This is a genomic window from Nocardiopsis yanglingensis (genome assembly GCF_045809185.1).
Lineage (GTDB): Bacteria > Pseudomonadota > Gammaproteobacteria > Xanthomonadales > Xanthomonadaceae > Stenotrophomonas > Stenotrophomonas yanglingensis.
The window spans coordinates 646875-670043 of the sequence record NZ_JBJNRH010000001.1 but is presented as its reverse complement, the minus strand read 5'-3'; the positions used below and the strand labels follow the sequence as shown (position 1 = coordinate 670043).

Below are 23169 nucleotides of genomic sequence, written 5' to 3'. Positions count from 1 at the left end.
CACAAAAAAGCAGACCCGGCAAAAGCCGGGTCTGCGGGTTGCATCAAGTCCGGAAGAATCAGAACTTGTAGTTGACGCCCATATACATGAAGCGACCAACGTTGTCGTAGTAGGCCGAGCCGAGGTCCGCACCGAAGTAGTTGACCGGCGGATCCTTGTCGAACACGTTGTCCACGCCCAGGTACACCTCGACACCGGAATCAGCCATTTTGTAGCCGATCTGCATGTTGTGGTAGGTGTACGACGGGTTCCAGATCGGGCTCTGCGAACCCGGGTTGCTGTTGTAGCTCTCCGGGAACACGCGCAGGTTGCGATGGATGTACACCATGTCCCAGCTGGCGCGGAAGTTGCCCAGCGTGTACTTGGCGGTGAACTGACCGCGCCAGCGCGGATTGGTCACGTAGTTCGAGCGTTCCTTGTAGTCGCTCGGGAAGTCCTGGAACTCCCATTCACGCGATTCCAGCAGGCGGGTACCGACCAGGCGCAGGTTGGTGTGGCCACCGAACATGCCGAAGTCGTAGTTCATTTCCAGGTCAATACCGGTACGACGGCTCTTGGCCAGGTTCTCGGCCAGTGCGGTCCAGTCGTAGATGCTGTACGCCGGGAACTCGGCGCCGTTGGCCCCGGTTGCGCCGCCGATCGGTGCGCGCTTGATCTTGTCGCAGAAGGAGTTGTTGATGCCCCCCGGCGAGTCGACGCAGCGCGTGGCCAGCGTCTGCGCGGTGACCGAGCCGATCGCATCCTTCAGGGTGATGCGCCAGTAGTCGACCGACATGCCGAAGCCTTCGAAGAACTCCGGCTGCCAGACGAAGCCGATCGAGGTGGACTCGGCGCGTTCCGGCTTCAGGTCCGGGTTGCCGCCGCTCAGGCCAGGACGGTTGGCACTGTAGGAGTCAACCCAGTTGGCCGGAATGCCCAGCGCAGCGCAATTGGCGGCGCGCAGTGCCGGATCGCCAGCGGTGGCCGGACGGTTCGAGTTGGTGGCGTTGGTGTTGCAGGGATCGTTGATGGTGGCGAAGTTCTGCGACTGCTCGTCGTACAGTTCACCGATGTTGGGAGCACGGATGGCCTTGGCCAGGGTACCGCGGACGCGCAGGGACGGGATCACTTCCCAATCCAGGCCGACGTTCCAGGTCTTGGTCGAACCGATGGTGTTGTAGTCCGAATAGCGGCCAGCCAGGTCCAGCGACAGGCGGCGGATGCCCGGGATGTCGGCCAGCAGCGGGATGTTGGTTTCGGCGAACACTTCCTTGACGTTGTACGAGCCGCCGCCGCCGTTGATGGCATTGAGGAAGGTGGCACCGGAAGCCGCCAGCGGATCGGTGCGCTCCAGGCTCTTTTCCTTGCGGTATTCCACGCCGGCCGCGATACCGACGTCACCGGCCGGCAGCGAGAACAGCGAGCTGTTGTTCACCGATGCGCTGAACACGGTCTGCTGAAGCTTACCGAAGTAGTGCGAACGGGTGTTGAACCAGTCGGCCGCTTCCTGCGACACGGCACCGTTGCCCAGAACGCTGAACGGAATGCAGCCCGAGCCGATCAGGTCGCGGTTGTACTTGCGGCCACCTGCATTGATGTTGGTGGCATTCGGGTCGAGGTCGACACGACAGACGATCTTGCCGCTCGGATCGCGGACGGCATCCAGGCCGGCCTGCCAGCGCTCGTTGATGCGGTTGTTGACGTTGACGCGGTTGATCTCGGTCTCGCCATAGTTGCCCGAAGCCTCGTAGCTCCAGTTGTCGCCGAACATGCCTTCGATGCCCAGGACGAAGCGCTTGGTCTCACGCTTGACCTCTTCACCACGGCGGCCGGCATCGACGTTGAAGCGGGCCATCTGCAACTGGTTGACGCCGTTGGCGTCCATCAGCGCGCCCAGCTCCGGACTGATGAAGGCGTTGTCACGACGGATACGCAGGGTGCTGTCGAAAGCGGGCTGGCCGAAGAAGGTCGATTCGGTCTTGGTGTACTTGCCTTCGAAGAACAGGCGGTGCTTGTCGGTCAGGTCGAAGTGGGCGACGGTGTTGACGCTGACGCGGTCGAACTTCGGCTGCAGGTCGGCAACGGCGTTCAGATCGGCGAAATCACAGTTGACGCAGGTGCTCGGGCTGACCACCGGGCCATCGAAGCGGTTGCGGCTGAAACTGCCGTCCGGATTGAAGTGGTAGCGGTACTGGTAGGTGCCCGGCTTGGTGAAATCAAACTTGCCGCCCAGGTCGAAGGTGCCGCCGTAGGAGGTGGAGTAGTTGCCACCCGGACGTGCCAGGACGGTCTGCGGGTTGCTCTCGCTCGGCGGCTTGGTGCTGTCGAAGTTCGGATTGGGCACGGTCACGTCGTAGCGCTGACCGATCGAACGGTCGCCACGGCCGAAACGACCCTGCTCGCTGTACTCGACGGCGACGGCCACATTGCCGCGGCCGTCGGCGAAGTTGGTGCCCGCCGTGGCCGACACGAAGCCGCGGTTGAAGCCGCCTTCACCCGCGATGCCCTTCTGGGCGCGGGCTTCGAAACCTTCGTAGTTCTTCTTCATGATGAAGTTGACCACACCGGCCACGGCGTCCGCGCCGTAGATGGCCGAGGCGCCACCGGTGATCACTTCAACGCGTTCGATCCACTCCACTGGAATGGTGTTGACGTCGACAGAGGTGCTGCCCGGGTTGGCGCCGACATGGCGGCGGCCGTTGACCAGCACCAGGGTGCGGTCGTAGCCCATGCCACGCAGGTCCATCAGGCCCAGGCCGGCGGTACCGATGTAGCGGGTGGAGTTGCCGAGGGTGAACGACGGTGCCAGCTGCGGCATCTTGTTCATCAGGTCGCTGATGGTCAGCGCGCCGGTCTGGCGGATTTCTTCAGCGGTAATGGCGGTAACCGGTGAAGAGGTCACGAAGCCCGTACGCGCAATGCGCGAGCCGGTCACGCTGACGCGGTCCAGATCGACCGGGTTGGAGCCGGAGCTGGCTTCCTGGGCCAGGGCCGGGCCTGCGGCAGTCATCATCAGACCGATCAGTAGAGCGTTGGTCAGCGGCTGGCGGCCGGGAGTGCGGTGGTACGTCATCGAGTGAATCCCCCTAGTGGACAAAATTCTTTCGCTTCCATGCGATTGTTATGTTGATGTTCAGATGTCGTCCTGACTTGACGCGAACCTAACATGCCCTTAACGCAAAGTGGCCATTTACGGCATGCATTGACACATTTCGCATCAGCTAGCTACATAAAATTGCAACAAATACAGTCACTTGGTATCAGTTGTAATCACGCCATCGAGATCGGAAAGGGGATGCTGAATGGGCTGTTAAGACTGACTTTGCGCAAAGCGGCGGTTGGCTTTGCGTGGGAAAGGTCCGCAGACGGGAACCCAAGGGGCTGTTTTGCCCTACATGCCTGCGTTGAGCGTTCAGCTGCAGGAGGGAGGCGGTCAGGGTTTGGCCGGACTGGCTTGCAAGGTGGGACATCTCACCACCTGCTGCCGGTCCGGGCAGGCCGCCTTGCGGTGTCACCTCGAGAATGCACGAGGCGGCAGCGTCTTTTGCCAGTGGTTCGACGCCGCCGACGTAGCGTAGCGACCGGTCAAGTTGGCCTTCGGGTAGTTATGACTTGGTCCAGCTTGGGAGCGTGGTGGCCAGCGGCCTTTCCCTGGCCGCTTCCGTAACGAGCGAAGGCGGACGCAGTGGCCGAGGCATCCAGAATTGAGGCCAGTGCGGAGCTCAGTGGATTGAGGTCGAGGTGCTTCCAATGCGTCGAGTGGAATCTCTTGAATTCATTCCGTTCACATCTAACGGCCTTGGGAGTGGTGCCCGGTCGGCATGGTTTGATTCCGGGACTCTTCAGAAAGCTATTGCAAGCAAGTAAATACTTAAGTTCTATTCAGCGTATTGGTCGGAAGGGGCGCCGAAGCAGGGTCCTGGTGCGCTGCAGGAACGCCCCGCGAGGGCGGGGCGTTCAACAGGGAATGGGCTTACTTCCTGCCGAAGTCGTACTGCGCCTGCACATAGATCGCCCGTCCGTAGGCGTTGTACAGGGAGTTGTTGTAGGGCACGTCGATGTTGCCGGCGTAGGAGTGCTGCTGGTTGTCCGGCACCTTGTTGAACAGGTTGTTGACCATCAGCGAGAACGTCAGGTTGTCCATCGCGCGATAGCTTACGCTCAGGTTGTAGGTGGTGTACGAGCCCCACTTGCCGGCCTTGTAGCCGGACGTCGGGTCGACAAAGTCGTAGCCGCGCCCCAGGTAGGACATGTAGTTCGGCGTGCGACCGATGTAGTTGAAGTACAGGGTGGTGGTGAACTTGTCCAACGCCCAGCCGATCGAACCGTCGGCGCGGACCTTGGCGTAGGAGTCATATACCCACATTGCGTACGGGTTGCCGAGCAGATCCAGGAACGGATCATTGAGCTGCGGCTGCAGTTCGCGCTTGAGCATGTTGGTGTAGTTGCTGGCGAACTGCAGGGAGCCGAAGCGGCCGATGTCCTGCACGTACTTGAAGCTCGCGGTGAGCGCCTCGAGGTTCTGGCGCGCCACGTTCAGCTTCGGTGTGTAGATCTCCTCCAGGGCGCCGGTGGCGTCACGGGTGACCCAGTTGGCCACCTCGTCACAGGTGGCGCCCGCGGTGTTGGTCAGGCCGTTGCGGCAGTAGTACTCGGCCAGCAGCAATTGGTCGGAACTGAGGGTATTGACCTCGTTCTTGATCTTCCAGTTGTAGTAGTCCAGCGACACCGACAGATTGTTGATCGGCGCCCACACCAGCCCGGCGTTCCACACATCGGCAGTGATCGGCTTCAGTGCCGGATTGCCCGACTGCGTGCCGAACACCGACACGCTGCCATAGCGGCAGTCCACCGTGTTGGACGGATCGAAACCGAGCTGGCCGCAGCGGTAATAGTCCTTGGAGCCATTGGCGTAGTAGCCGCTCTTGCCCTGGAAAGCATCGGGCAGGGAGGGTGCTCGGAACGCGGTGCCGTACTTGCCGCGGACCAGCAGGCTTTCGAAGGGCCGGAACTCGACGCCGATACTGTAGGTTGGCTTGTCGACGGTATGGCCGGCGATCTTGAAGTTGTCATACCGACCCGAGGCCGTCACCGTCAGCATGTCGTGCAGTGGCAGTCGAAGTTCGCCGGTCACCGCATAGTTGCTGCGGTGGCCATTGCCGGCCACGGAGGTGGTTCCGAACACGGTGCCGTCGGTCAGGCGCACATCCGGGGTGTAGTCCCAGCCTTCACTGCCGCCCTCGACCACTGCCGCAAAGCCGGCATCACCACCGGGCAGCTTGAACAACGAACTGTTGGTGAGCTGGGCCCGGGTCTGGGTCTGCCAGGTGCGGCTGCGGCTGGTGGTGAAACCGGTGAAGCTCTGGAACGCCCCGTCTGGCAGTTTGGAATAGAAGGCGTTCCAATTCGGGTTGTAGATGCTGTAGCCATCATCGGTTTCGCCCAGCACCGGACCCAGCACGTTGTCGGCGAACCAGTTGTTGATCGGATCGTTCCAGCGCGCATAGCCGCGCTCATTGAGCTTGTACTCGCCGCGGGTGATGCTGGCCTCGTAATCCCAGTTGCTGCCGATCGAACCGCGCGCGCCGAACGTGACCTGATAGGACTTGCTGCGGTCGGTATTCATGATGTCGCGGTAGCCACCGCCGCCGATGTCTTCGGGGGCGAACACGCGCTGCAGGCCCAGATATCGACCGCTGGACTGATCGAAGAACGGACCCATGCTGATATCCGTGCCCCAGTAGTTGTAGCCGGCACCGGTGTTGTACTTGACGGTTTCGTAGCTGTAGAGGACGTCGCCGAACAGCTGCAGGTTGTCATTCACATCGTAGGTCAGCGACGAATAGAACTGGCTGCTTTCCTTGCTGTTCTTGATCGTCTTGTAACCCGCGCCAAACGCGGAGCCGCATGATTGTCCAGCGCGGCGTGTACCGAGGATGGTGGTGCCGTCGAACTGGCCGGCAACGCCGGCGCAGTTGTTCGGGTCCATCATCAGGAAGTCGTCGGTTTCCGCATCGAAGACCAGGAAGTCGTTCGAGGGGAGCTGGCGGGTGTAGCCCCGGGGATTGTTCTGCGTGGTGATGTCGCGCTGGTAGCCCCAGATCGGGTTGGTTTTTTCGTACTGCACGTTGACCAGTGCGCGGAAGCGGTCGTCGCGGCTGTTGAAGCCGTTGGCCGCGCTCACGCGGAAGCTGGCGCCGCCGCCATCCGAGTACGCGCCGCCACGCACGTTCAGGGTGCCGCCGTCCATGCGTTCCTTGAGGATGATGTTGACCACGCCGGCGATCGCGTCCGAACCGTAGAGCGACGACTGACCGCCTGGCAGGACTTCAATGCGGTCGACGATGTCGATCGGAATGCCACTGATGTTGTTGAACGCGTCGCTGCCGTTGTACAGCGCCGGGTAGGAGAGCATCGGGCGGCCGTTGATCAGGTACTTGGTGTAGCCCGGATTCAGGCCGAACATGCCGGCCGCTTCGGCGCCCTGGGTGAACGACGCGGAGGTCTGGCCGCCCTGCAGGCCGCCGGTGGTCAGCGAGGACTGCTGCAGCACTTCAGCGACGCTGGAGAAGCCGCGCGCCTGGATCGCTTCGGCGCTGATTGTCAGCACCGGCGTCTGGTTTTCGATCTGCGTCTGCGGAATCAGCGACCCGGTGACCGTGACGCGGTCAAGGTTGGTGGCCGCGCTCTTGCTTTCCTGAGCGAGCGCGACAGTGCTGGCGCTGGCAAGGAACAAGCCGCTGAGCACGGCACTGGTGAGCGGGTGGCGTGAGAACAAGAAGCGACTGCGAGACATGCGATTACTCCGTGTGATCGTAAGAACGCGTTTTCCCTTCCAAGGGCTCGGTTTCTGTTCGCCCGCGTCAGCGGATCATGCCGCGCGCGGTGGCTGAAACCTAACATGCACTTAATTTGAAATGCGCCGATTTGTCACCGAGGTTGACGGGTGCCGTCACAATTCCGCTTCCTTGTTTTTTAAAACAATAACTTACGAATATTGTCTGGTTTTGCTGAGTATGGCGGAATGAATTTCGATCAAATGAGGGTGATTAATAATCGAGACACTCATTCGATTATTTTCCGGTTTGTTCAGTGCCAAAAAAAGGCCCCGCCGAAGCGGGGCCTGGTCCAGACACGAAGTCCGGAAAACGACGGGATTACTTGCCGAAGTCGTACTTCATCTGAGCCTGGATGGAACGGCCGTAGATGCTGTAGAAGGCGCTGTTGTACGGGGAGCCGTCGGTACCCTCGTAGCTGTAGCGCTGGCCGGTCGGCATCTTGTTGAAGACGTTGTTGACCATCAGCGACAGGGTCAGGTCTTCCTGTGCGCGGTAGGCGAAGCTCATGTTGTACGTGGTGTACGAGCCCCACTTGCCGGCCTTGGCGCCGTAGCGGTTGGTGTAGTCGTAGCTACGGCCCAGGTAGGCGACGTAGTTCGGCGTGCTGCCGACGTAGTTCGCGTACACGGTGGTGGTGAACTTGTCGATGTTCCATGCCACCGACAGGTCGCCACGCACCTTGGCGTAGTTGTCGTAGTAGTACATGTTGTACGGGTCGCTCAGCAGGTCGATCTTCTGGGCACCCGGCAGCGGCTGCAGCTCACGCTTCAGCATGTTGGTGTAGTTGCCGGAGAAGTTCAGCGAGCCGAAACGGCCGATGTCCTGCTGGTACTTCGCGCTGACGGCGACGGCTTCCAGGTTCTGGCTGGCCACGTTCAGCTTCGGAGTGTAGACCCGGGTGATCGCACCGGCGTTGTCACGAGTGATCCAGTTGGCAACATCCTGGCAGCTGGCCGAGGTGTTGTTCACCGCACCGGTGGCGCAGGCGTACTCGGCCAGCAGCAGCTGGTCGCTGCTCAGGGTCTTGACCTCGTTCTTGATCTTCCAGTTGTAGTAGTCAACCGACAGCGAGAAGTTGCTGACCGGTGCCCACACAACGCCCGCGCTCCACACGTCGGCGGTGATCGGCTTCAGGTCCGGATTGCCGGACTTTTCGCTGTAGACCGAGGTGTTCTTGTAGTACGGGCACAGGTCGTCGTTCAGCCCGAAGCCCGCCTGGTTGCAGCGGTAGTAGTCGTTCTGGCTGGACGAGTACGAACCGCTCATGCCCTGGAACGCATCGGACAGGGTCGGCGCGCGGAAGGCGGTGCCGTACTTGCCGCGGAACAGCAGGCTTTCCAGCGGACGGAACTCGACACCGATGCTGTAGGTGGCCTTGTCGACAGTGCTGTCGGCGATCTTGAAGGCGTCATAGCGGCCCGAGGCGCTGACCGTCACCATGTCGTGCAGCGGCATGCGCAGTTCGGACGTCACCGCATAGTTGCTGCGGTGGCCGGCGCCGGCCACGGCGGTGGTGCCCCAGACGTTGCCGTCGATGAACGACTGGTTCGGGGAGTAGTTCCAGCCTTCGCTGCCACCCTCCAGGACCACGGCGAGGCCGGCGTCACCGCCCGGCAGGCTGAACAGCGAGCCGTTGGTCAGCTGCACGCGCCCCAGATTCTGCCAGGTCTTGCTGTGATGGGTGCCGTAGCCGGTGAAGCTACCGAACTCTTCCGGGGTGATTGGCGAGTAGAACGCCGCATAGTTCGGATTGTAGATGCCGAACTTGCCACCGGTAGTCGGGTCGATGTAGGTGCCCAGTTCCTGGCCGAGGACGCGATCGGCGAAGAAGCCGTTGATCTTGTCCTTCCAGCGCACGAAGCGGTCCTGGTCCAGGCGGTACTCGCCACGGGTGAAGCTGGCGCTGTAGTCCCAGTCACCGAACATGCCCTTCGCACCCAGGGTGACCTGGTAGGAACGGCTGCGGTCGGCATTGAGGATGTTGTTGTAGTCGCCGACGCCGATTTCTTCCGGCGCGAAGGCGCGCTGCAGGTTCACGACCTTGCCCAGGCCCTGGTCGTAGAAGCCGCCCATGCCCGACTGCGTGCCCCACCACAGGGCGCTGGAGCCGGAGGTGAACTCGGTCTTCTCCTTGCTGTACAGCACGTCGGCGAACAGCTGCAGGTTGTCGTTCACATCAAAGGTCATGGTCGAGTAGAACTGACCGCTGTCCTTGGAATTCTTCAGCGTCTTGTAACCCGCGCTGTAGATCGAGCCGCAGGATTCACCCTTGCCTTCGCGGAAGCCGACGGTGGTGGTGCCGTCGTACAGGCCGGCGACGTTGGCGCAACGGCTCGGGTCCATCATGTAGTACTTGCCGCCGCCGGTGACCAGGAAGTCATTCGACGGAGCCTGCGGGCTGAAGCCGACCGGGTTGTTCTGGCGGGTGATATCGCGCTGGTAACCCCAGATCGGGTTGCCCTTTTCGTACTGGACGTTGACCAGTGCGTTGAAGCGGCCGTCGACGGCGGTGAAGCCATGCGCGCCGCTGATGCGCAGGTTGCTGCCGCCACCTTCAGTATAGGTGCCGCCACGGACGGTCATCGTGCCGCCGTCCATGCGCTCCTTCAGGATGATGTTGACGACGCCGGCGATGGCATCCGAACCGTACAGGGAGGACTGGCCACCCGGCAGCACTTCGATGCGCTCGACGATGTCGACCGGGATGCCGCTGAGGTTGTTGAACGACTCGCTGCCGTTGTACAGCGCCGGATACGAAAGCATCGGGCGGCCGTTGATCAGGTACTTGGTGTAGCCCGGGTTCAGGCCGAACATGCCGGAGGCTTCGGCGCCCTGGGTGAAGGCACCCGAGGTCTGGCCGCCCTGCAGGCCGCCGGTGGTCAGCGAGGACTGCTGCAGGACTTCGGCAACGCTGGTGAAGCCGCGTGCCTGGATGTCTTCGGAGGTGATGGACATCACCGGGGTCTGGGTTTCAACCTGGGTCTGCGGGATCAGCGAACCGGTGACGGTGATCTTGTCCAGGTTGGTCGCCTTGTCCTGGGCCATTGCCGGGGCGGCGGCCATCAGAGCGGTGATCAGGGCGACGGAGAGCGTACTGCGACGTGCGGTGTTGCTTACGTAGTTCATGTAGTTCCAATAAAGAGCAAATAACAAAAACGGCACTGCGCATGCGCCATCGTGCGCGCTGGAAAGCCAGCCCTGCAGCCAAAAACAGTGCTTTGCGAACGTAACATGAACTTAACAATCTGTGCACGAATCTGTAGCAATCCTGAATTTCAGTCAGGCTACGTCCAGCTTGTATGATGCTGGGTTATCCCCCTGACCCCGCCGGTGCTCGTTGTGAACAGTTCTCCCCGCCGTCCCCATGCCAGCCAGGTCCAGAAGGGACTCACGCCACATGCGCGCATCCGCAACGTGATCGCGGTGGGATCGGGCAAGGGCGGTGTCGGCAAGTCCACCACGTCGGTGAACCTGGCAGTGGCGCTGCAGCAGCTTGGTGCACGCGTAGGCGTACTCGATGCGGACATCTACGGCCCAAGCGTGCCGGCCATGCTTGGCCTGTCTGGCCGCCCGGAAAGCCCCGACAACAAGAGCATTGAGCCGCTGCGTGCGTTCGGTGTGGATACGATGTCGATCGGCTACCTGATTGAAGAAGACACGCCGATGATCTGGCGTGGGCCGATGGCCACGTCGGCGATGACCCAGCTGTTCAACGACACCCTGTGGGACGACCTGGACTTTCTGCTGATCGACCTGCCGCCGGGTACCGGTGACATCCAGCTGACCCTGACCCAGAAGATTCCGCTGGCCGGTGCAGTGATCGTCACCACGCCGCAGGACATTGCCACGCTGGATGCGAAGAAGGCGCTGAAGATGTTCGAGAAGGTCGAAGTGCCGGTGCTGGGCATCGTCGAGAACATGGCGGTGCACACCTGCAGCAACTGTGGGCACGTCGAGCATCTGTTCGGCGAGGGCGGTGGCGAGCGCATGGCAGCGCAGTACGGTGTGCCGCTGCTGGGTTCGCTGCCGCTGCAGATCGGCATCCGTGAGCAGGGCGACGCTGGTACGCCGATCACCGTGGCGCAGCCCGATTCGGTCCCGGCCCAGGCCTACCGCCATGCCGCGCAGCGCCTGATCGAAGAGGTAGGCAAGCGCCCGCGTGCTTCGATTCCAATCCTGTCGTCGCTGCTCTGATCACAGCTGCAAAGAAAAAGCCGCCGGCGCAAGGCCGGCGGCAAGTTGGAGCTTTCCTGGAGAGTTGTCCGATTACCAGTCGTACTGGACCTGGAAGCGGACGTAGCGCGGCGTGGTGTAGTACTTGCCTACGCCGTAGTCGTTGTAGACGCGGCCGTAATCCACATTCTCGGTGACTTCGTAGACCTGCACCGGCTTGATGTTGTTGAAGGCATTGAGCACCGATGCCTGGATGCTCAGGCCGGACAGCCAGTTCGGGCGGTAGGTCAGGCTCGGGCTGACATTGACCGTCCACGGCGTACGCCCGGACTTCCCTTGCGGTGACAGTTCGCCGTTGCAGTAGTGGAAAGCAGCACCATAGCCGTACTCCGTGCCGAAGGTACCTTCGTCGCCGTCGAAGCCGCCGCCGAAGCAGCTGATCGGGGAGCCCGACTGTGCCTGGATGTTCAGGCCCAGCTGCCATTCCGGGGTGAAGTCGTACGAGCCGAACAGTTTGATCGAATGGCGGTGGTCATTGAACAGGTAGCCATTGGCGCCATACATGATCTCCGGGAAGTCGAAGTCGGAGGTGGTGCCGGTATCATCCTGGCCGTTGCTGCTCTTCACCAGGCCTTCGTAGTTGCCGTCCAGCTTCGACCAGGTGTAGGACAGGCTGGCGTACCAGCGGTCGGTGCGCTTGTCGGCGCTCAGGGTGAGCGCCTTGTAGGTGCGCTCGGCCTTGGGGCCCAGCTGGCTGCCTGGAACGCTGATCGAATCCGGCTTGCCATCCCCATCCACATCCAGCGACAGGTTCAGATCTTTGCCCGGGTTGAACAGATAGCAGCCCGGCAGGTTGCCCGGCACGGCCCATTCGCTGTCCCACCCGGAAAGGTCGTAACCGGCGGCCTTTGCTGCGTTGTAGATCGAACGCGAATCGCAGGTGTCGTCGATGACGTTGTGCAGCTTGCGATAGGTTGCCTTGATGCCGACAGTCCAGTCATTGAGGAAATCGTTGGCACTCGACAGCTGGTACTGGTAGCCGAGAATGGCTTCGTCCTGGGTGAACGGCTTCAGGCCGCGGCTGGCAACGGCATGCGGATCCGGGAGGGTGCCGTTCTCGCCGTTGTAGACCTCACTGCGGTAGGGCGTCGGCGCGACATTCGGCTTGCCCGACACCGGATCATAGGAGCCCAGATAGGTGTAGTAGTCGGCGGTGTAGTAGGAGGCACTGGCGGCGCGCAGCGCGACGTTGGCTGCGATCGGCAGCGAGTAGCGGCCCAGCGAACCGAACAGCTTGCTGCGACCGTCGCCGGTGGTATCCCAGGAGAAGCCCAGGCGCGGCTGCCAGATGTTGTCCTGCTTGACGAAGGTGATGTTGTCGGAGTTCTTGTTCTTGAACGAATCGTTGCGGACACCGAGGTACAGCATGAAGTTGTCGGTGACCTGCCAGTTGTCCTGCAGGTACCAGGAGTTCTGCTCGATGCGGACGCTGCCACCCGTGCGGTAGTTGGTGCGGACCGCGGTCTTGCTGGCGGAATTGATGCTCCAGTAGGCACCGGCGGAGTAGGCGGTACCCTGGCGGGAATCCCACTTTTCGTTGCCATAGCCGAAGGCCACGCGGTGGTCGCCCAGTTGCCATTCGAAATCGAGCTTGCCGCCCTTGCGCTCGTTCTTGCCGCCCATCAGGTCGACCTGACTGGCCACCGAGCATCCGATCACGGTGCCGTTGTAGACGACGTACGGGCAGGCGCCATCGGGTGAATGCACGTCACCGTTGTACGAACTCATCACGCCCTTCGGGTCGATGGTGAATTCCGATGCCTGGTTGCGCATCTGCCCATACTGCAGCGATGCGGTCAGGTTGTCGGTCAGGTAGCTGGTCCACTTGAAGATGTCGGTCTGGCCACCGCGCTTGCCAACCAGCTGACCCTTGTAGGTGGTCCGGTTGGAACGTTCGTCCGCGACGTTGTAGACGTTGTTGTAGTAGTCGTAGGTGTAGCGGTTGCTGTTGTCGAAGCCGGTGTACTCGAGGTGGTTGTTCTCGTTGAGATACCAGTCGACCTTCAACAGCCAGTACGGAGTCTTTACTTCATAGTCGTAGGAGGTGCCGCCGACGCTGGCATTGCTGTACTCGGAGCGGCTGCCATAGGTGGTGCTCTTGGAGTTGCTGAACTGCCCCATTGCGAAGACGAACAGCTTGTCTTCGATCAGCGGGCCACCGGCCCAGGCCGAGTAGACATTGGATGAACTGGCCGAGCTGCTGTAGTCACGGAAGATCTGGCCGTCATTGCGGTGCGAGTTCGGAATCTTCGAACGGCCCCAGTCCGGCGCGCCTGTCCAGGAGAAGCCCCCCTTCCATTCGTTGGTGCCGCGCTTCACGTTGACGCTGGTCACACCGCCGGTGGACAGGCCGTATTTGGCGCCGTAACCGCCGGTCTGCACATCCAGCTGGTCGATCGCCTGATACGGAATCTCCGAGAACGACAGGCTGTCGTACAGATTTGTGACGTTGAAGCCGTTGACGTAATAGCTGTTTTCCGCAGCCGACGCGCCGCCGAAGGACGCCGGGCCAAAGTAGCCACTGGAGGCGACCGTGCCGGGAGTCAATAGCGAAACGCTGGTGACGTCGCGACCTACCGGCAGGGAGTTGAGCTGCTCGGCGGTGAATGTGGTGCGGGTTTCAACACTGCTCAGGTCGATCGGTGCGGTGCCGGTGGCGCGCACGTTGACTGTTTCCAGCGACGTGGCGTTGCCGGCGGCAAAGGTCGCCGTGGTGGTCTGCCCGGCGACGACGTTCACGCGGGTGCTGCCTACCTGGGTGCCACCGCTGTAGCTGATGACCTCGTAAGTGCCGGTTGGCAGCTGTGACAGGCGGAATCGACCGTCACTGCTGACAGTGGTTTCGCGGGTCGCACCCGAGGCCAGGCTCTTCACCTGGATCTTGTCGGCGGACGAAGCCGTGCCGATGATGTCGCCCGCAGTGCTCTGGGCATAGCTGGTGCCAGCCATTGCGGCCAGGACGACCGCGAGTGCGGTGCGCTTCAGGACGCGTCCATTGACGTTCAGATTCATCGTGTTCCTTTGCGGTTGCAGAGGGAAGTCGGTTCGTTTCAGGGTTACCTGAACGAATCGTTCAGGATGAATGAAACCGTAACGATGAATTCTTGTTCCTGCAATATTCATCTGGCGCTCATGTCCAGGGCGAGCGTCGAATATTGAGTTATGTTGTTGAAATAAATGAGAAATATTTTTTTATTTCAGTTTGTTTCAGATGAAAGGCTGCGATGGAAATGGACACGGATATGTGGTAAGTGAAATTCATGGGCGGCGTTAGTCTCATTTGTTATTCGGCATCGACTGCGGCTCCCCGGGGCCTGGCGGTGCGCCACCGTTCCTGTGCGCCGTGAGCGACGGCATGGCCGGTCTACGGAGCTGGCCTGTAGAATCGCCGCCTCGGGCGCAGCCCGGATTCCCCCTCGTTCAACAGGACAGAGCATGAGCATCAAGAGTGACCGTTGGATCCGCCGCATGTCCGAGCAGCACGGCATGATCGAGCCGTTCGAGGCAGGGCAGGTCAAGCAGGCCAACGGCGAGCGCATCGTCAGCTATGGCACGTCCAGCTATGGCTATGACGTGCGCTGCTCGCGCGAGTTCAAGGTGTTCACCAACATCAACTCGACCATCGTCGATCCCAAGCACTTCGACTCGGGCAGCTTCGTCGACATCACCGCCGACGAGTGCATCATTCCGCCGAACAGCTTCGCGCTGGCGCGTACCGTTGAGTACTTCCGCATTCCGCGCGACACCCTGGTGGTGTGCCTGGGCAAGAGCACCTACGCGCGCTGCGGCATCATCGTCAACGTGACCCCGCTGGAGCCGGAGTGGGAGGGCCACGTGACCCTTGAGTTCAGCAACACCACGCCGCTGCCGGCGCGCATCTATGCCAATGAAGGCGTCGCGCAGATGCTGTTCTTCCAGGCAGCGGCCGATGACGTCTGCGAGACGTCGTATCGTGATCGTGGTGGCAAGTACCAGGGCCAGACCGGCGTGACCCTGCCGCGGACCTGACTGCCTGCGTCAGCGCGTATCGGTAGCGCCGGGCCATGCCCGGCGTTTCCGTTTGTGGGGCCGCGCGCTGCGCTCGCCGGGCATGGCCCGGCGCTACCTCATTTCCCGCGACCGAACAGCATCGCGATGCCGACGCCCACCAGTGCCACCGGCCACCAGGTCAGCAGCAGCTTGGACAGGTTCAGGTGCGTCCAGCCGAGGTTGCTGGCGAGCATGAACAGGCCGATCAGGATCAGCAGGACGGCGGCAACGAGGTTGAATCGCATCGGTCGGCAACGGCTCAGGACTGGGCCGGATATCCTAGCCGTTCCTTCCAGTAGGCGACATGCTGGTCCAGCGCCGCCGGCTCGTAGCGGTGCGCCGGGCCGCTGCCCCAGACCGGTCCCGGCCACGCAGGGTCGCCGTCATGGCGGCCGATCACATGGAAATGCAGCTGGCGCACGATGTTGCCCAGCGCTCCGATATTGATCTTCTCCACCCCGTCGGCGCCCTTCAGGGCTTTGCAGGCGCGGTTGAGCTCGGTGCGCAGCTTGTCCTGCTGCTCGCCGTCCAGCTCGATCCACTCGGTCACCCCGGCCAGGCGCGGTACCAGCACCAGCCAGGGAAATCGTTCGTCGTTCATCAGCCGCACTTGCGACAACGGTCCTTCGGCCACCAGCACGCTATCGGTGGCCAGGCGTGAATCGAGTTCGAATTCGCTCATCCAAGATGCTCCGAGAAGAAGTCCAGGGTGCGTTGCAGCGCCAGGGCGGCGCTGTCTGGATCATACGCATGTCCGACCTCCCGGTTGAAGGCGTGATCGGCCGGATAGACGTAGGTGGCCATCTGCGGCAGCTTCTCGCGGTGGGCCTGCACAGCCTCCGGCGGGATGCTGCGGTCCTGGGCGCCGAAGTGGAAGATCACCGGGGCCTTGGGCGTCTCATCCAGAAACTGGACGTTGCGCGCACCGTAGTAGCTGACCGAGGGCAGGCCCAGGCGCAGCGCGGACAGCAGGGCGACGCTGCCGCCCCAGCAGTAGCCGACGGTGCCGACCTTGCCGTAGGGGGCCAGCCGGGTTGCCGCAGCACGGACCACCTCCAGCGCCTTTTCCATGCCCAGCGCACTGACCCGTTCCAGCCCCTGCTTCACGCCGTCGGCGTCGTAGGGCAGGGCATCCGGATCAGCCTCGGCACCATCGATGAGGTCGAAGAACGAAGGCGCCAGCACCGCATAGCCTTCGGCCGCGAAGCGCTCGGCCACGCCGCGGATGTGCGGGTTGGCGCCGAAGATTTCCTGCACCACCACCAGGCCGCCACGCGCGGTGCCTTCCGGCAGGGCCTGCCAGGCCCGTACCGGGCCGTGATGCGTATCCAGGGTGATCCACTCGGCCATCGCTTCTACCTCATTGCAGGGAACAGACCAGCATTGTCGGTGCTGCGTGGGTTAGCGCGATGTCAGCGGCTGTGCGTGATCGGGCGGCTGGTCATTCAGAGCGAGGCCGCCAACCCCGGTATACTGGCGCCCTTTCAGGCCCCGGCCCCCAGGAACCCCTGCCACGACGGCAGGGGCCCAGGCCCCCAGAGTCCCGCAATTCCATGTCCCAGCTGAACCCCAAAGTCGGCTTCGTCAGTCTTGGCTGCCCGAAGGCCCTTGTCGATTCCGAGCGCATCCTTACCCAGCTCCGCTCGGAAGGCTACGACATCGTCCCGTCCTACGATTCGGCCGATGTGGTGGTGGTCAACACCTGTGGCTTCATCGATTCGGCGGTGACCGAGTCGCTGGACGCGATCGGCGAGGCGATGAACCAGAACGGCAAGGTGATCGTCACCGGCTGCCTGGGCAAGCGCCCGGAACAGATCCGCGAGGCCTACCCGAACGTGCTGGCGGTGTCCGGCCCGCAGGACTACCAGAGCGTGATGGAGGCCGTGCACGAAGCGCTGCCGCCCAAGCACGACCCGTTCGTGGATCTGGTGCCTGACTACGGCATCAAGCTGACCCCGCGGCATTACGCGTACCTGAAGATTTCCGAAGGCTGCAACCACAAGTGCAGCTTCTGCATCATTCCGTCGATGCGCGGCAAGCTGGTCTCGCGCCCGGTGGATGAGGTGCTGCGCGAAGCCGAGCGCCTGGTGCGTGGCGGCGTGCGCGAGCTGCTGGTGGTTTCGCAGGACACCTCGGCCTACGGCGTGGACGTGAAGTACGCCGAGAAGATGTGGCGCGACAAGGCCTACCAGACCCGCCTGAAGGCACTGTGCGAAGGCCTGTCCGAGCTGGATGCGTGGGTGCGCATGCACTACGTCTACCCGTACCCGCACGTGGACGAGGTGGTGCCGCTGATGGCCGAGAACCGCATCCTGCCGTACCTGGACATTCCGTTCCAGCACGCCAGCCCGCGCATCCTGCGCCTGATGAAGCGTCCGGGCGCGGTTGAGAAGACCCTGGAGCGTGTGCAGAACTGGCGCCGCATCGCGCCGGACATCACCGTGCGTTCGACCTTCATCGTCGGCTTCCCGGGCGAGACCGAGGCCGAGTTCGAAGAGCTGTTGTCGTTCCTCGACGAAGCGCAGCTGGACCGCGTCGGCGCGTTCGCCTATTCGCCGGTCGAGGGTGCCACCGCCAACGACCTGCCCGACGCCGTGCCGGAGGAAGTGAAGCAGGAACGCCTGGCCCGCTTCATGGAGAAGCAGGCGCAGATTTCCGCTGCGCGCCTGGAAGCCAAGATCGGCACCGTGCAGCAGTGCCTGGTCGACGCCATCGAAGGCGATATCGCCGTGGCCCGTTCCAAGGCCGATGCCCCGGAGATCGATGGTCTGGTGCATATCCAGAACGCCGACCAGGTGCCGCTGCGCGTGGGCGAGTTCGTCGACGTGGAGATCACCGAGAGCGACGAGCACGACCTGTACGGTGATGCGCTGCCGGTCGCCACCCGTCCGGCATTCGATCTCAAGATGCTGTGACCGCAGCGACGACCGCCGCCGGTGACGGCAGCGGTGTTCGCCGCTTCGTGCCGCCGCCGCGTGCGGCGGTCGATCCGCAGGTGTTCGCGCACCCTGTATTTACCGGATTGCGCGATGTTCGTGATCTGTTGGAAGGCCCGGAGTGGCCGTCCATTGCAGCGATCGAGGCACGCCTCGCACTGCCCGGCAAGCAGCTGGTCGAGCAGGATGCCACGCTGCTGGCAGACGGCCTGCACTATGAAGCCCGCATCGCGCAGGGCTGTATTGCCACCCGCGCCGACAACTGGCATGACCTGTTTAATGCACTGGTGTGGGCCCGCTACCCGCAGCTCAAGCTGGCGCTCAATGCGCAGCAATGCCGGCATATCGAGGCCATGCCGCCGGGCCAGCGCAATCGCGCGCAGGCGGCACTGACCCAGTTCGACGAAACCGGTGTGATCGTGCGCGTGCGCAATCACACGCTGCTGGCTGCCTGGAATGTGCACGACTGGTGTGCGCTGTTCGAATCGAGACACTGGCTGAGCGGCGACATCGCCATCGCTGCGGTATTCGGGCACGCGCTGATGGAACAGGCACTGCTGCCGGGGCGATTGCTGGTTGGCAAGTGCGTGGTGGTGCAGGGCGAAGTCGATGATGCCTGCGTTGACGCAGTGACCGCGGCCATCGCTGAGGGCAGGGCAGTGACCGATCCCTTGCAACTGCGGCCCCTGCCGCTGGCTGGCATTCCTGGCTGGCACCAGGTGCAGGACGCTGCCTTCTATGCAGATACCAGCTATTTCCGCCCGCTGCGTGCTGGCCGCCAGTACCCGCCGCCGCTGGCGCTGTTGCCGTTGTAGAGCTGAGCCATGCTCGGCTGCGTTTGCCCATCAGCCGAGCATGGGCTCGGCTCTACAACGGCGGGTACTCCACCCCGATCACTGCAAAGGTGAACTGGCCACCGGGCAGTTCCACCGAAAATTCATCATCCAGCCGTTTCTTCAGCAGCGCACGCGCCAGCGGCGAATCGATGCTGATCCAACCCAATCCCGCATCGGTCTCATCCGGGCCGACAATGCGATAGCGGCTGGTGTCGCCACTGTCCACGTTCTCCAGTTCTACCCACGCACCGAAGAACACCGCCTGCGGATCGGTCGGTGTGGTGTCGACCACGCGCAGCGATTCCAACCGCTTGGTCAGGTAGCGCACGCGACGATCGATCTCGCCCAGCTGCTTCTTGCGGTAGGTGTACTCGGCGTTTTCCGAACGGTCGCCTTCTGCAGCGGCGGCGGCCAGTGCCTTCACCACCTCGGGGCGCCGCACACGCCACAGGTCATCCAGTTCGGCCTTCAATCGAGCGTGGCCGGAGGCGGTGATCAGGGCGGTGCTTTTTTCTGCGGGGGGACGCCAACGGGACATGCAGTACGACTTCTTTTCTGGATGACGAAGGGGAGAGGGGGCGGATCCCTTTCCAGCGGAAAGGGCTCTGACCCCGGCAGCGACAGATCAGCGCTTGCCGCCGAAGATGCCACCCAGCAGGCCGCGCACGATCTGGTTGCCCAGCTTGGTGCCGACGGTACGCGTGGTCTGCTTGGCCATGGTCTCGATCATGCCCTGGCGGCGCTTGGTGCCGAAAATCGCATCCTTGATCGCCTGGCCGAAACCGCCTTCCTGCGCTTCGTCCTGCTCGCGGCTGCGCGCGGCGGGAGCCTGCGCCTGCTCGACCGTCTTCTGCGCGCGCTGGGCCAGCAGTTCGGCGGCCGATTCGCGGTTGAACGCGGTGTCGTAGCGGCTGCCGACCGGACTGCCGGCGCGCACCTGGGCACGCTCGGCCTCGGTGATCGGTCCCATCCGGCAACGCGGCGGCGCGATCATCGTCTGCTGCACCGGCATCGGCACACCCTTGTCCTGCAGCGTGGAGACCAGTGCTTCGCCGGTACCGAGCTGACTGAGCACCTTGGCCACGTCCAGCTTCGGGTTCGGCACGAAGGTTTCGGCAGCGGTCTTCACCGCCTTCTGGTCGCGCGGGGTGAATGCACGCAGCGCATGCTGCACGCGGTTGCCGAGCTGGCCGAGGATGTTGCCCGGCACGTCGTCAGGGAACTGCGAGCAGAAATATACGCCCACGCCCTTGGAGCGGATCAGGCGGACCACCTGCTCGATGCGCTGCACCAGCGAGGCCGGTGCGTCGTCGAACAGCAGGTGCGCCTCGTCGAAGATGAAGACCAGCTTCGGCTTGTCCAGGTCGCCCACCTCCGGCAGCTGCTCGAACAACTCCGATAGCAGCCACAACAGGAAGGTCGAATACAGCTTGGGCTTGAGCACCAGCTGGTCGGCGGCGAGGATGCCGATCATGCCGCGGCCGTCGTGATTGACCCGCATGATGTCGGCCAGTTCCAGGGCTGGCTCACCGAAGAAGTTCTCGCCGCCATCCTGCGCCAGGCGCAGCACCGAACGCTGGATCGCAGCGATGGACTGCGCGCTGACCAGGCCGTATTCGGTGGAAATGTCCTTGCGCTCCTCGGCCACCAGGCCAAGCAGGGCGCGCAGATCGTCCATGTCCAGCAGCAGCAGGCCACGGTCGTCGGCCAGCTTGAACACGATGTCGAGCACGCCGGACTGGGTGTCGTTCAACTCGAGGATGCGTGCCAGCAGGGTCGGGCCCATCTCGCTGACCGTGGTGCGCACCGGGTGACCCAGCTTGCCGTACAGGTCCCAGAAAATGGTCGGGCTGGCGGCCGGTGCATAGTCGGCCACGCCGATTTCGGCAGCACGTGCCAGCAGGTTCTCGGCGCCGGTGCCGGGTACGGCCAGGCCGGACACATCGCCCTTCACATCGGCCAGGAACACCGGCACGCCCAGCCGCGAGAAGCCCTCGGCCAGGGTCATCAGGGTCACCGTCTTGCCGGTGCCAGTGGCGCCGGCCACAAGACCGTGACGGTTGCCCAGTTTCGGCAGCAGGGTGACGGCAACATCGTCGGTGATGCCTTTGCCGAGCAGAATCGGATCCATGGTCCAGCCCTTGTGGTGAATAGCCCAATGTTAACCGCCGGCGGTGACGGTCCGAAGGTCGGCTTGCCCGGACCTTGGCGGCGCCGCTACTCTGCCTGCCTGTTTCGCACACAGTGCCATCAATGCCCGTTCCTGTCCTGATTTCCCGCGGTTGGCCGCTGCTGGCCCTGGCCGGCCTGGTTTCCCTGGCGCCCGACGCCCATGCACAGCGGGTTTCGGCCCGGGACAAGGTGAAGGTGGATGCGCTGCAGCAGCGCATGACCGCCGCCGAGAAGCGTTACAGCGACGCCCTGCTGCTGGTCGCCAACGCCGACCCCAAGGGCAGCAACGAGGCCGACGCGGCGTTGGAGGACATGGAAGATGTCCTCAACGACTGCGTGAAGCAGAAGGGCTGCCAGATGGGCACCCTGCTGGCCAGCTACAAGCGCCTGCTCAAGCACGACGCCGATGCGGCCGCCAGCGATGACGTGGCCGACGAGGGCGGTGACCGCCTGGAAGCCGACCCCGACCATATCGGCCCGCTTACCGCCGACGTGCCGGAGGCCGCGCGCGCTGCTGCACTGCTGAACGACAAACGGCACGCCTTCGACAGCATGGTCGAATACAACCCGGCAGTGCAGGCCGGCATCCGCCGCTGGCTGACCGACATGCGCCCGGCGCTGCTGACCAGTTACGAGAACTACCAGAACCTGCGCGCGGTGATGTGGCCGGAGTGGGAGAAGCGTGGCCTGCCCGAGGCACTGCTGTTCGGCATCATGGCCAAGGAATCCAACGGTCGCGTGCATGCGTCCTCGCGTGCCGGTGCCGCCGGCCTGATGCAGTTCATGCCGGCCACCGGACGCCGCTTCGGCCTCGGCCCGGACGGCACCGGCTTCGATACCCGCTTCGACGCGCGCAGTGCGGCCGAGGCCAGCGCCAGCTACCTCAATGAGCGCCTGCGCGAACTGAACAACAACGTGGAAATGTCGGTGGCCGCCTACAACGGTGGCGAAGGCCGTGCCGCGCGCGTGTTCAAGCAGAGCGCTGGCCAGAGCTTCTGGACCGACAGCGTCTACAACCAGTTCCCGGGCGAGACCAAGGACTATGTGCCGATGGTGATCGCCGCCGCCTGGATCTTCCTGCACCCGCAGCAGTACGGTGTGGAGTTCCCGAAGATCAGCGCCCAGCCGGCCACGCTGCGCCTGGCCAAGTCCACCACCATCTACGAACTGACCATCTGCCTGGGCAGCCACGGCACCCGTGATGGCTACATGCGCGCGCTGCGCAACCTCAATCCGCGCTATGAAGCCGATGGCTGGATTCCGGCCGGCACGCTGATCAACGCCACCACCCGCATCGCGGGCCTGTACCAGCGCAACTGCGTCAGTGGCCCGCGTGCCGACCTGGCTCGCACCCTGATCACCGCCGATCTGAATGCGGCGATCAAGCGCCCGACCGCGGCCAGCTATACCGGCAGCGTGGCGGTGGGTGGTGTCGTGCCGGTGGCCGACGCAGCCGCATCCACCAGCGTGCCGACCGCGCCGGTGGCCGCAGTGGCGACGCCGCGCCCGGCGCCGGCCACCCGGCCGAAGCCGGTACGCAGCCACAAGGTGGGCAAGGGCGAGACCCTGGGCGCCATTGCCGCGAAGTTCCAGTGCGACGTGCCCACCCTTGCCCGTGCCAACGGCCTGAAGGCCCCGGCCTACAGCCTGCGCCACGGCCAGACGCTGAAGCTGCAGGGCTGCGACAAGTAACCCCCCACGACCCTGGAACCCGCATGGACCTCGAAGACACCCGCAACCTGTTCGCCAACCTCCGCGAAAACACCGACTGGGACATCAACGGCCCGTTGCTGTGGGGGTACTTCTTCGTGCACTCCACTGCCGAGCCGTTGCAGGCACTGGCAGAGCACCTGCAGGCGCAGGGCTACAGCTTCGTCGAACTGTTCGAGCAGGAGCCGGAAGAGGGTGACGCGCCGTTCCACGTGCTGCATGTAGAGCGCGTGGAAATCCACGACGAAGCCTCGCTGGACCGCCGCAACCAGGAATTCGCTGCCTTGGCCGCGGAAAAGGGCGTGGAAGACTACGACGGCATGGACGTCGGCCCGGCACCGGCCTTGCAGTAACGCGCGTACCGGTAGTGGCGGGCCCGGGGCCGCCCCGCACGGCCCGGGGGGTGGAAAGGAGAGGCCGCCCCCCCCCCGCCCC

General features: G+C 63.3%; 15 protein-coding genes. 6 read left to right on the top strand and 9 right to left on the bottom strand.

Features of this window, described 5'->3' with window-relative positions; genetic code table 11:
* Nucleotides 1–58: 58 nt before the first annotated feature.
* The 3 genes from ACJ7C5_RS03130 to ACJ7C5_RS03120 all read right to left on the bottom strand — a co-directional run bounded on the left by ACJ7C5_RS03130 (nucleotide 59) and on the right by ACJ7C5_RS03120 (nucleotide 9944).
* On the bottom strand, nucleotides 59–3052 hold the full coding sequence (locus ACJ7C5_RS03130; RefSeq protein ID WP_412703018.1) for a TonB-dependent receptor domain-containing protein: 2994 nt from the start codon (nucleotides 3050–3052) through the stop codon (nucleotides 59–61).
* 900 nt (nucleotides 3053–3952) lie between these two features.
* Nucleotides 3953–6775, bottom strand: a complete 2823-nt coding sequence (locus tag ACJ7C5_RS03125) for a TonB-dependent receptor domain-containing protein (RefSeq protein WP_088026682.1) — start codon at nucleotides 6773–6775, stop codon at nucleotides 3953–3955.
* A 361-nt stretch (nucleotides 6776–7136) separates the two neighbouring features.
* Nucleotides 7137–9944 (bottom strand): TonB-dependent receptor domain-containing protein, encoded by a 2808-nt coding sequence (locus ACJ7C5_RS03120; protein ID WP_412703017.1) that lies wholly within the window; start codon nucleotides 9942–9944, stop codon nucleotides 7137–7139.
* A gap of 213 nt (nucleotides 9945–10157) precedes the next feature.
* On the opposite strand from ACJ7C5_RS03120, the gene apbC reads away from it, so the two are divergent.
* Nucleotides 10158–11012: an iron-sulfur cluster carrier protein ApbC gene (gene apbC / locus ACJ7C5_RS03115; RefSeq protein WP_049447715.1), complete on the top strand. Its 855-nt coding sequence runs from the start codon at nucleotides 10158–10160 to the stop codon at nucleotides 11010–11012.
* Between the two features lie 72 nt (nucleotides 11013–11084).
* Here apbC and ACJ7C5_RS03110 read toward each other — a convergent pair whose 3' ends face one another.
* A complete protein-coding gene (locus ACJ7C5_RS03110) occupies nucleotides 11085–14063 on the bottom strand; it encodes a TonB-dependent receptor (protein WP_412703016.1) in 2979 nt (992 codons plus the stop codon).
* A gap of 423 nt (nucleotides 14064–14486) precedes the next feature.
* Between ACJ7C5_RS03110 and dcd the strand changes: the two genes are divergently transcribed.
* The gene (gene dcd / locus ACJ7C5_RS03105; RefSeq protein WP_093999811.1) at nucleotides 14487–15059 is read left to right on the top strand and encodes a dCTP deaminase; all 573 of its coding nucleotides are present in this window, start codon (nucleotides 14487–14489) and stop codon (nucleotides 15057–15059) included.
* Nucleotides 15060–15157: 98 nt separating this feature from the next.
* Here dcd and ACJ7C5_RS03100 read toward each other — a convergent pair whose 3' ends face one another.
* The 3 genes from ACJ7C5_RS03100 to ACJ7C5_RS03090 are packed head-to-tail and all read right to left on the bottom strand — an operon-like array spanning nucleotide 15158 to nucleotide 16430.
* Nucleotides 15158–15325, bottom strand: coding sequence for a LiaI-LiaF-like domain-containing protein (locus ACJ7C5_RS03100; protein ID WP_005418011.1), 168 nt, complete (start codon nucleotides 15323–15325; stop codon nucleotides 15158–15160).
* Nucleotides 15326–15339: 14 nt separating this feature from the next.
* Entirely contained in the window at nucleotides 15340–15762 is a 423-nt protein-coding gene (locus ACJ7C5_RS03095) for an HIT domain-containing protein (RefSeq protein WP_014647910.1), read from the bottom strand.
* Nucleotides 15759–16430: a dienelactone hydrolase family protein gene (locus tag ACJ7C5_RS03090; protein ID WP_412703015.1), complete on the bottom strand. Its 672-nt coding sequence runs from the start codon at nucleotides 16428–16430 to the stop codon at nucleotides 15759–15761. The genes ACJ7C5_RS03095 and ACJ7C5_RS03090 overlap by 4 nt, the downstream gene beginning before the upstream one ends.
* A 203-nt stretch (nucleotides 16431–16633) precedes the next feature.
* Between ACJ7C5_RS03090 and rimO the strand changes: the two genes are divergently transcribed.
* Together rimO and ACJ7C5_RS03080 are read left to right on the top strand one after the other, a co-directional pair.
* On the top strand, nucleotides 16634–17995 hold the full coding sequence (rimO, locus tag ACJ7C5_RS03085; protein ID WP_093999814.1) for a 30S ribosomal protein S12 methylthiotransferase RimO: 1362 nt from the start codon (nucleotides 16634–16636) through the stop codon (nucleotides 17993–17995).
* Nucleotides 17992–18831, top strand: coding sequence for a DUF3025 domain-containing protein (locus tag ACJ7C5_RS03080; RefSeq protein WP_412703014.1), 840 nt, complete (start codon nucleotides 17992–17994; stop codon nucleotides 18829–18831). The genes rimO and ACJ7C5_RS03080 overlap by 4 nt, the downstream gene beginning before the upstream one ends.
* 52 nt (nucleotides 18832–18883) lie before the next feature.
* On the opposite strand, the gene greB is transcribed toward ACJ7C5_RS03080, so the two are convergent.
* Together greB and ACJ7C5_RS03070 are read right to left on the bottom strand one after the other, a co-directional pair.
* Nucleotides 18884–19390: a transcription elongation factor GreB gene (gene greB / locus ACJ7C5_RS03075; protein ID WP_097048951.1), complete on the bottom strand. Its 507-nt coding sequence runs from the start codon at nucleotides 19388–19390 to the stop codon at nucleotides 18884–18886.
* Nucleotides 19391–19477: 87 nt separating this feature from the next.
* Nucleotides 19478–20983: a helicase HerA-like domain-containing protein gene (locus ACJ7C5_RS03070; RefSeq protein WP_412703013.1), complete on the bottom strand. Its 1506-nt coding sequence runs from the start codon at nucleotides 20981–20983 to the stop codon at nucleotides 19478–19480.
* Nucleotides 20984–21105: 122 nt separating this feature from the next.
* Between ACJ7C5_RS03070 and ACJ7C5_RS03065 the strand changes: the two genes are divergently transcribed.
* Both ACJ7C5_RS03065 and ACJ7C5_RS03060 read left to right on the top strand, forming a co-directional pair.
* A complete protein-coding gene (locus tag ACJ7C5_RS03065) occupies nucleotides 21106–22716 on the top strand; it encodes a transglycosylase SLT domain-containing protein (protein ID WP_093999818.1) in 1611 nt (536 codons plus the stop codon).
* Between the two features lie 23 nt (nucleotides 22717–22739).
* Complete coding sequence (locus tag ACJ7C5_RS03060; protein ID WP_088026674.1) at nucleotides 22740–23087, top strand: ribonuclease E inhibitor RraB; 348 nt, start codon at nucleotides 22740–22742, stop codon at nucleotides 23085–23087.
* Nucleotides 23088–23169 lie beyond the last annotated feature (82 nt).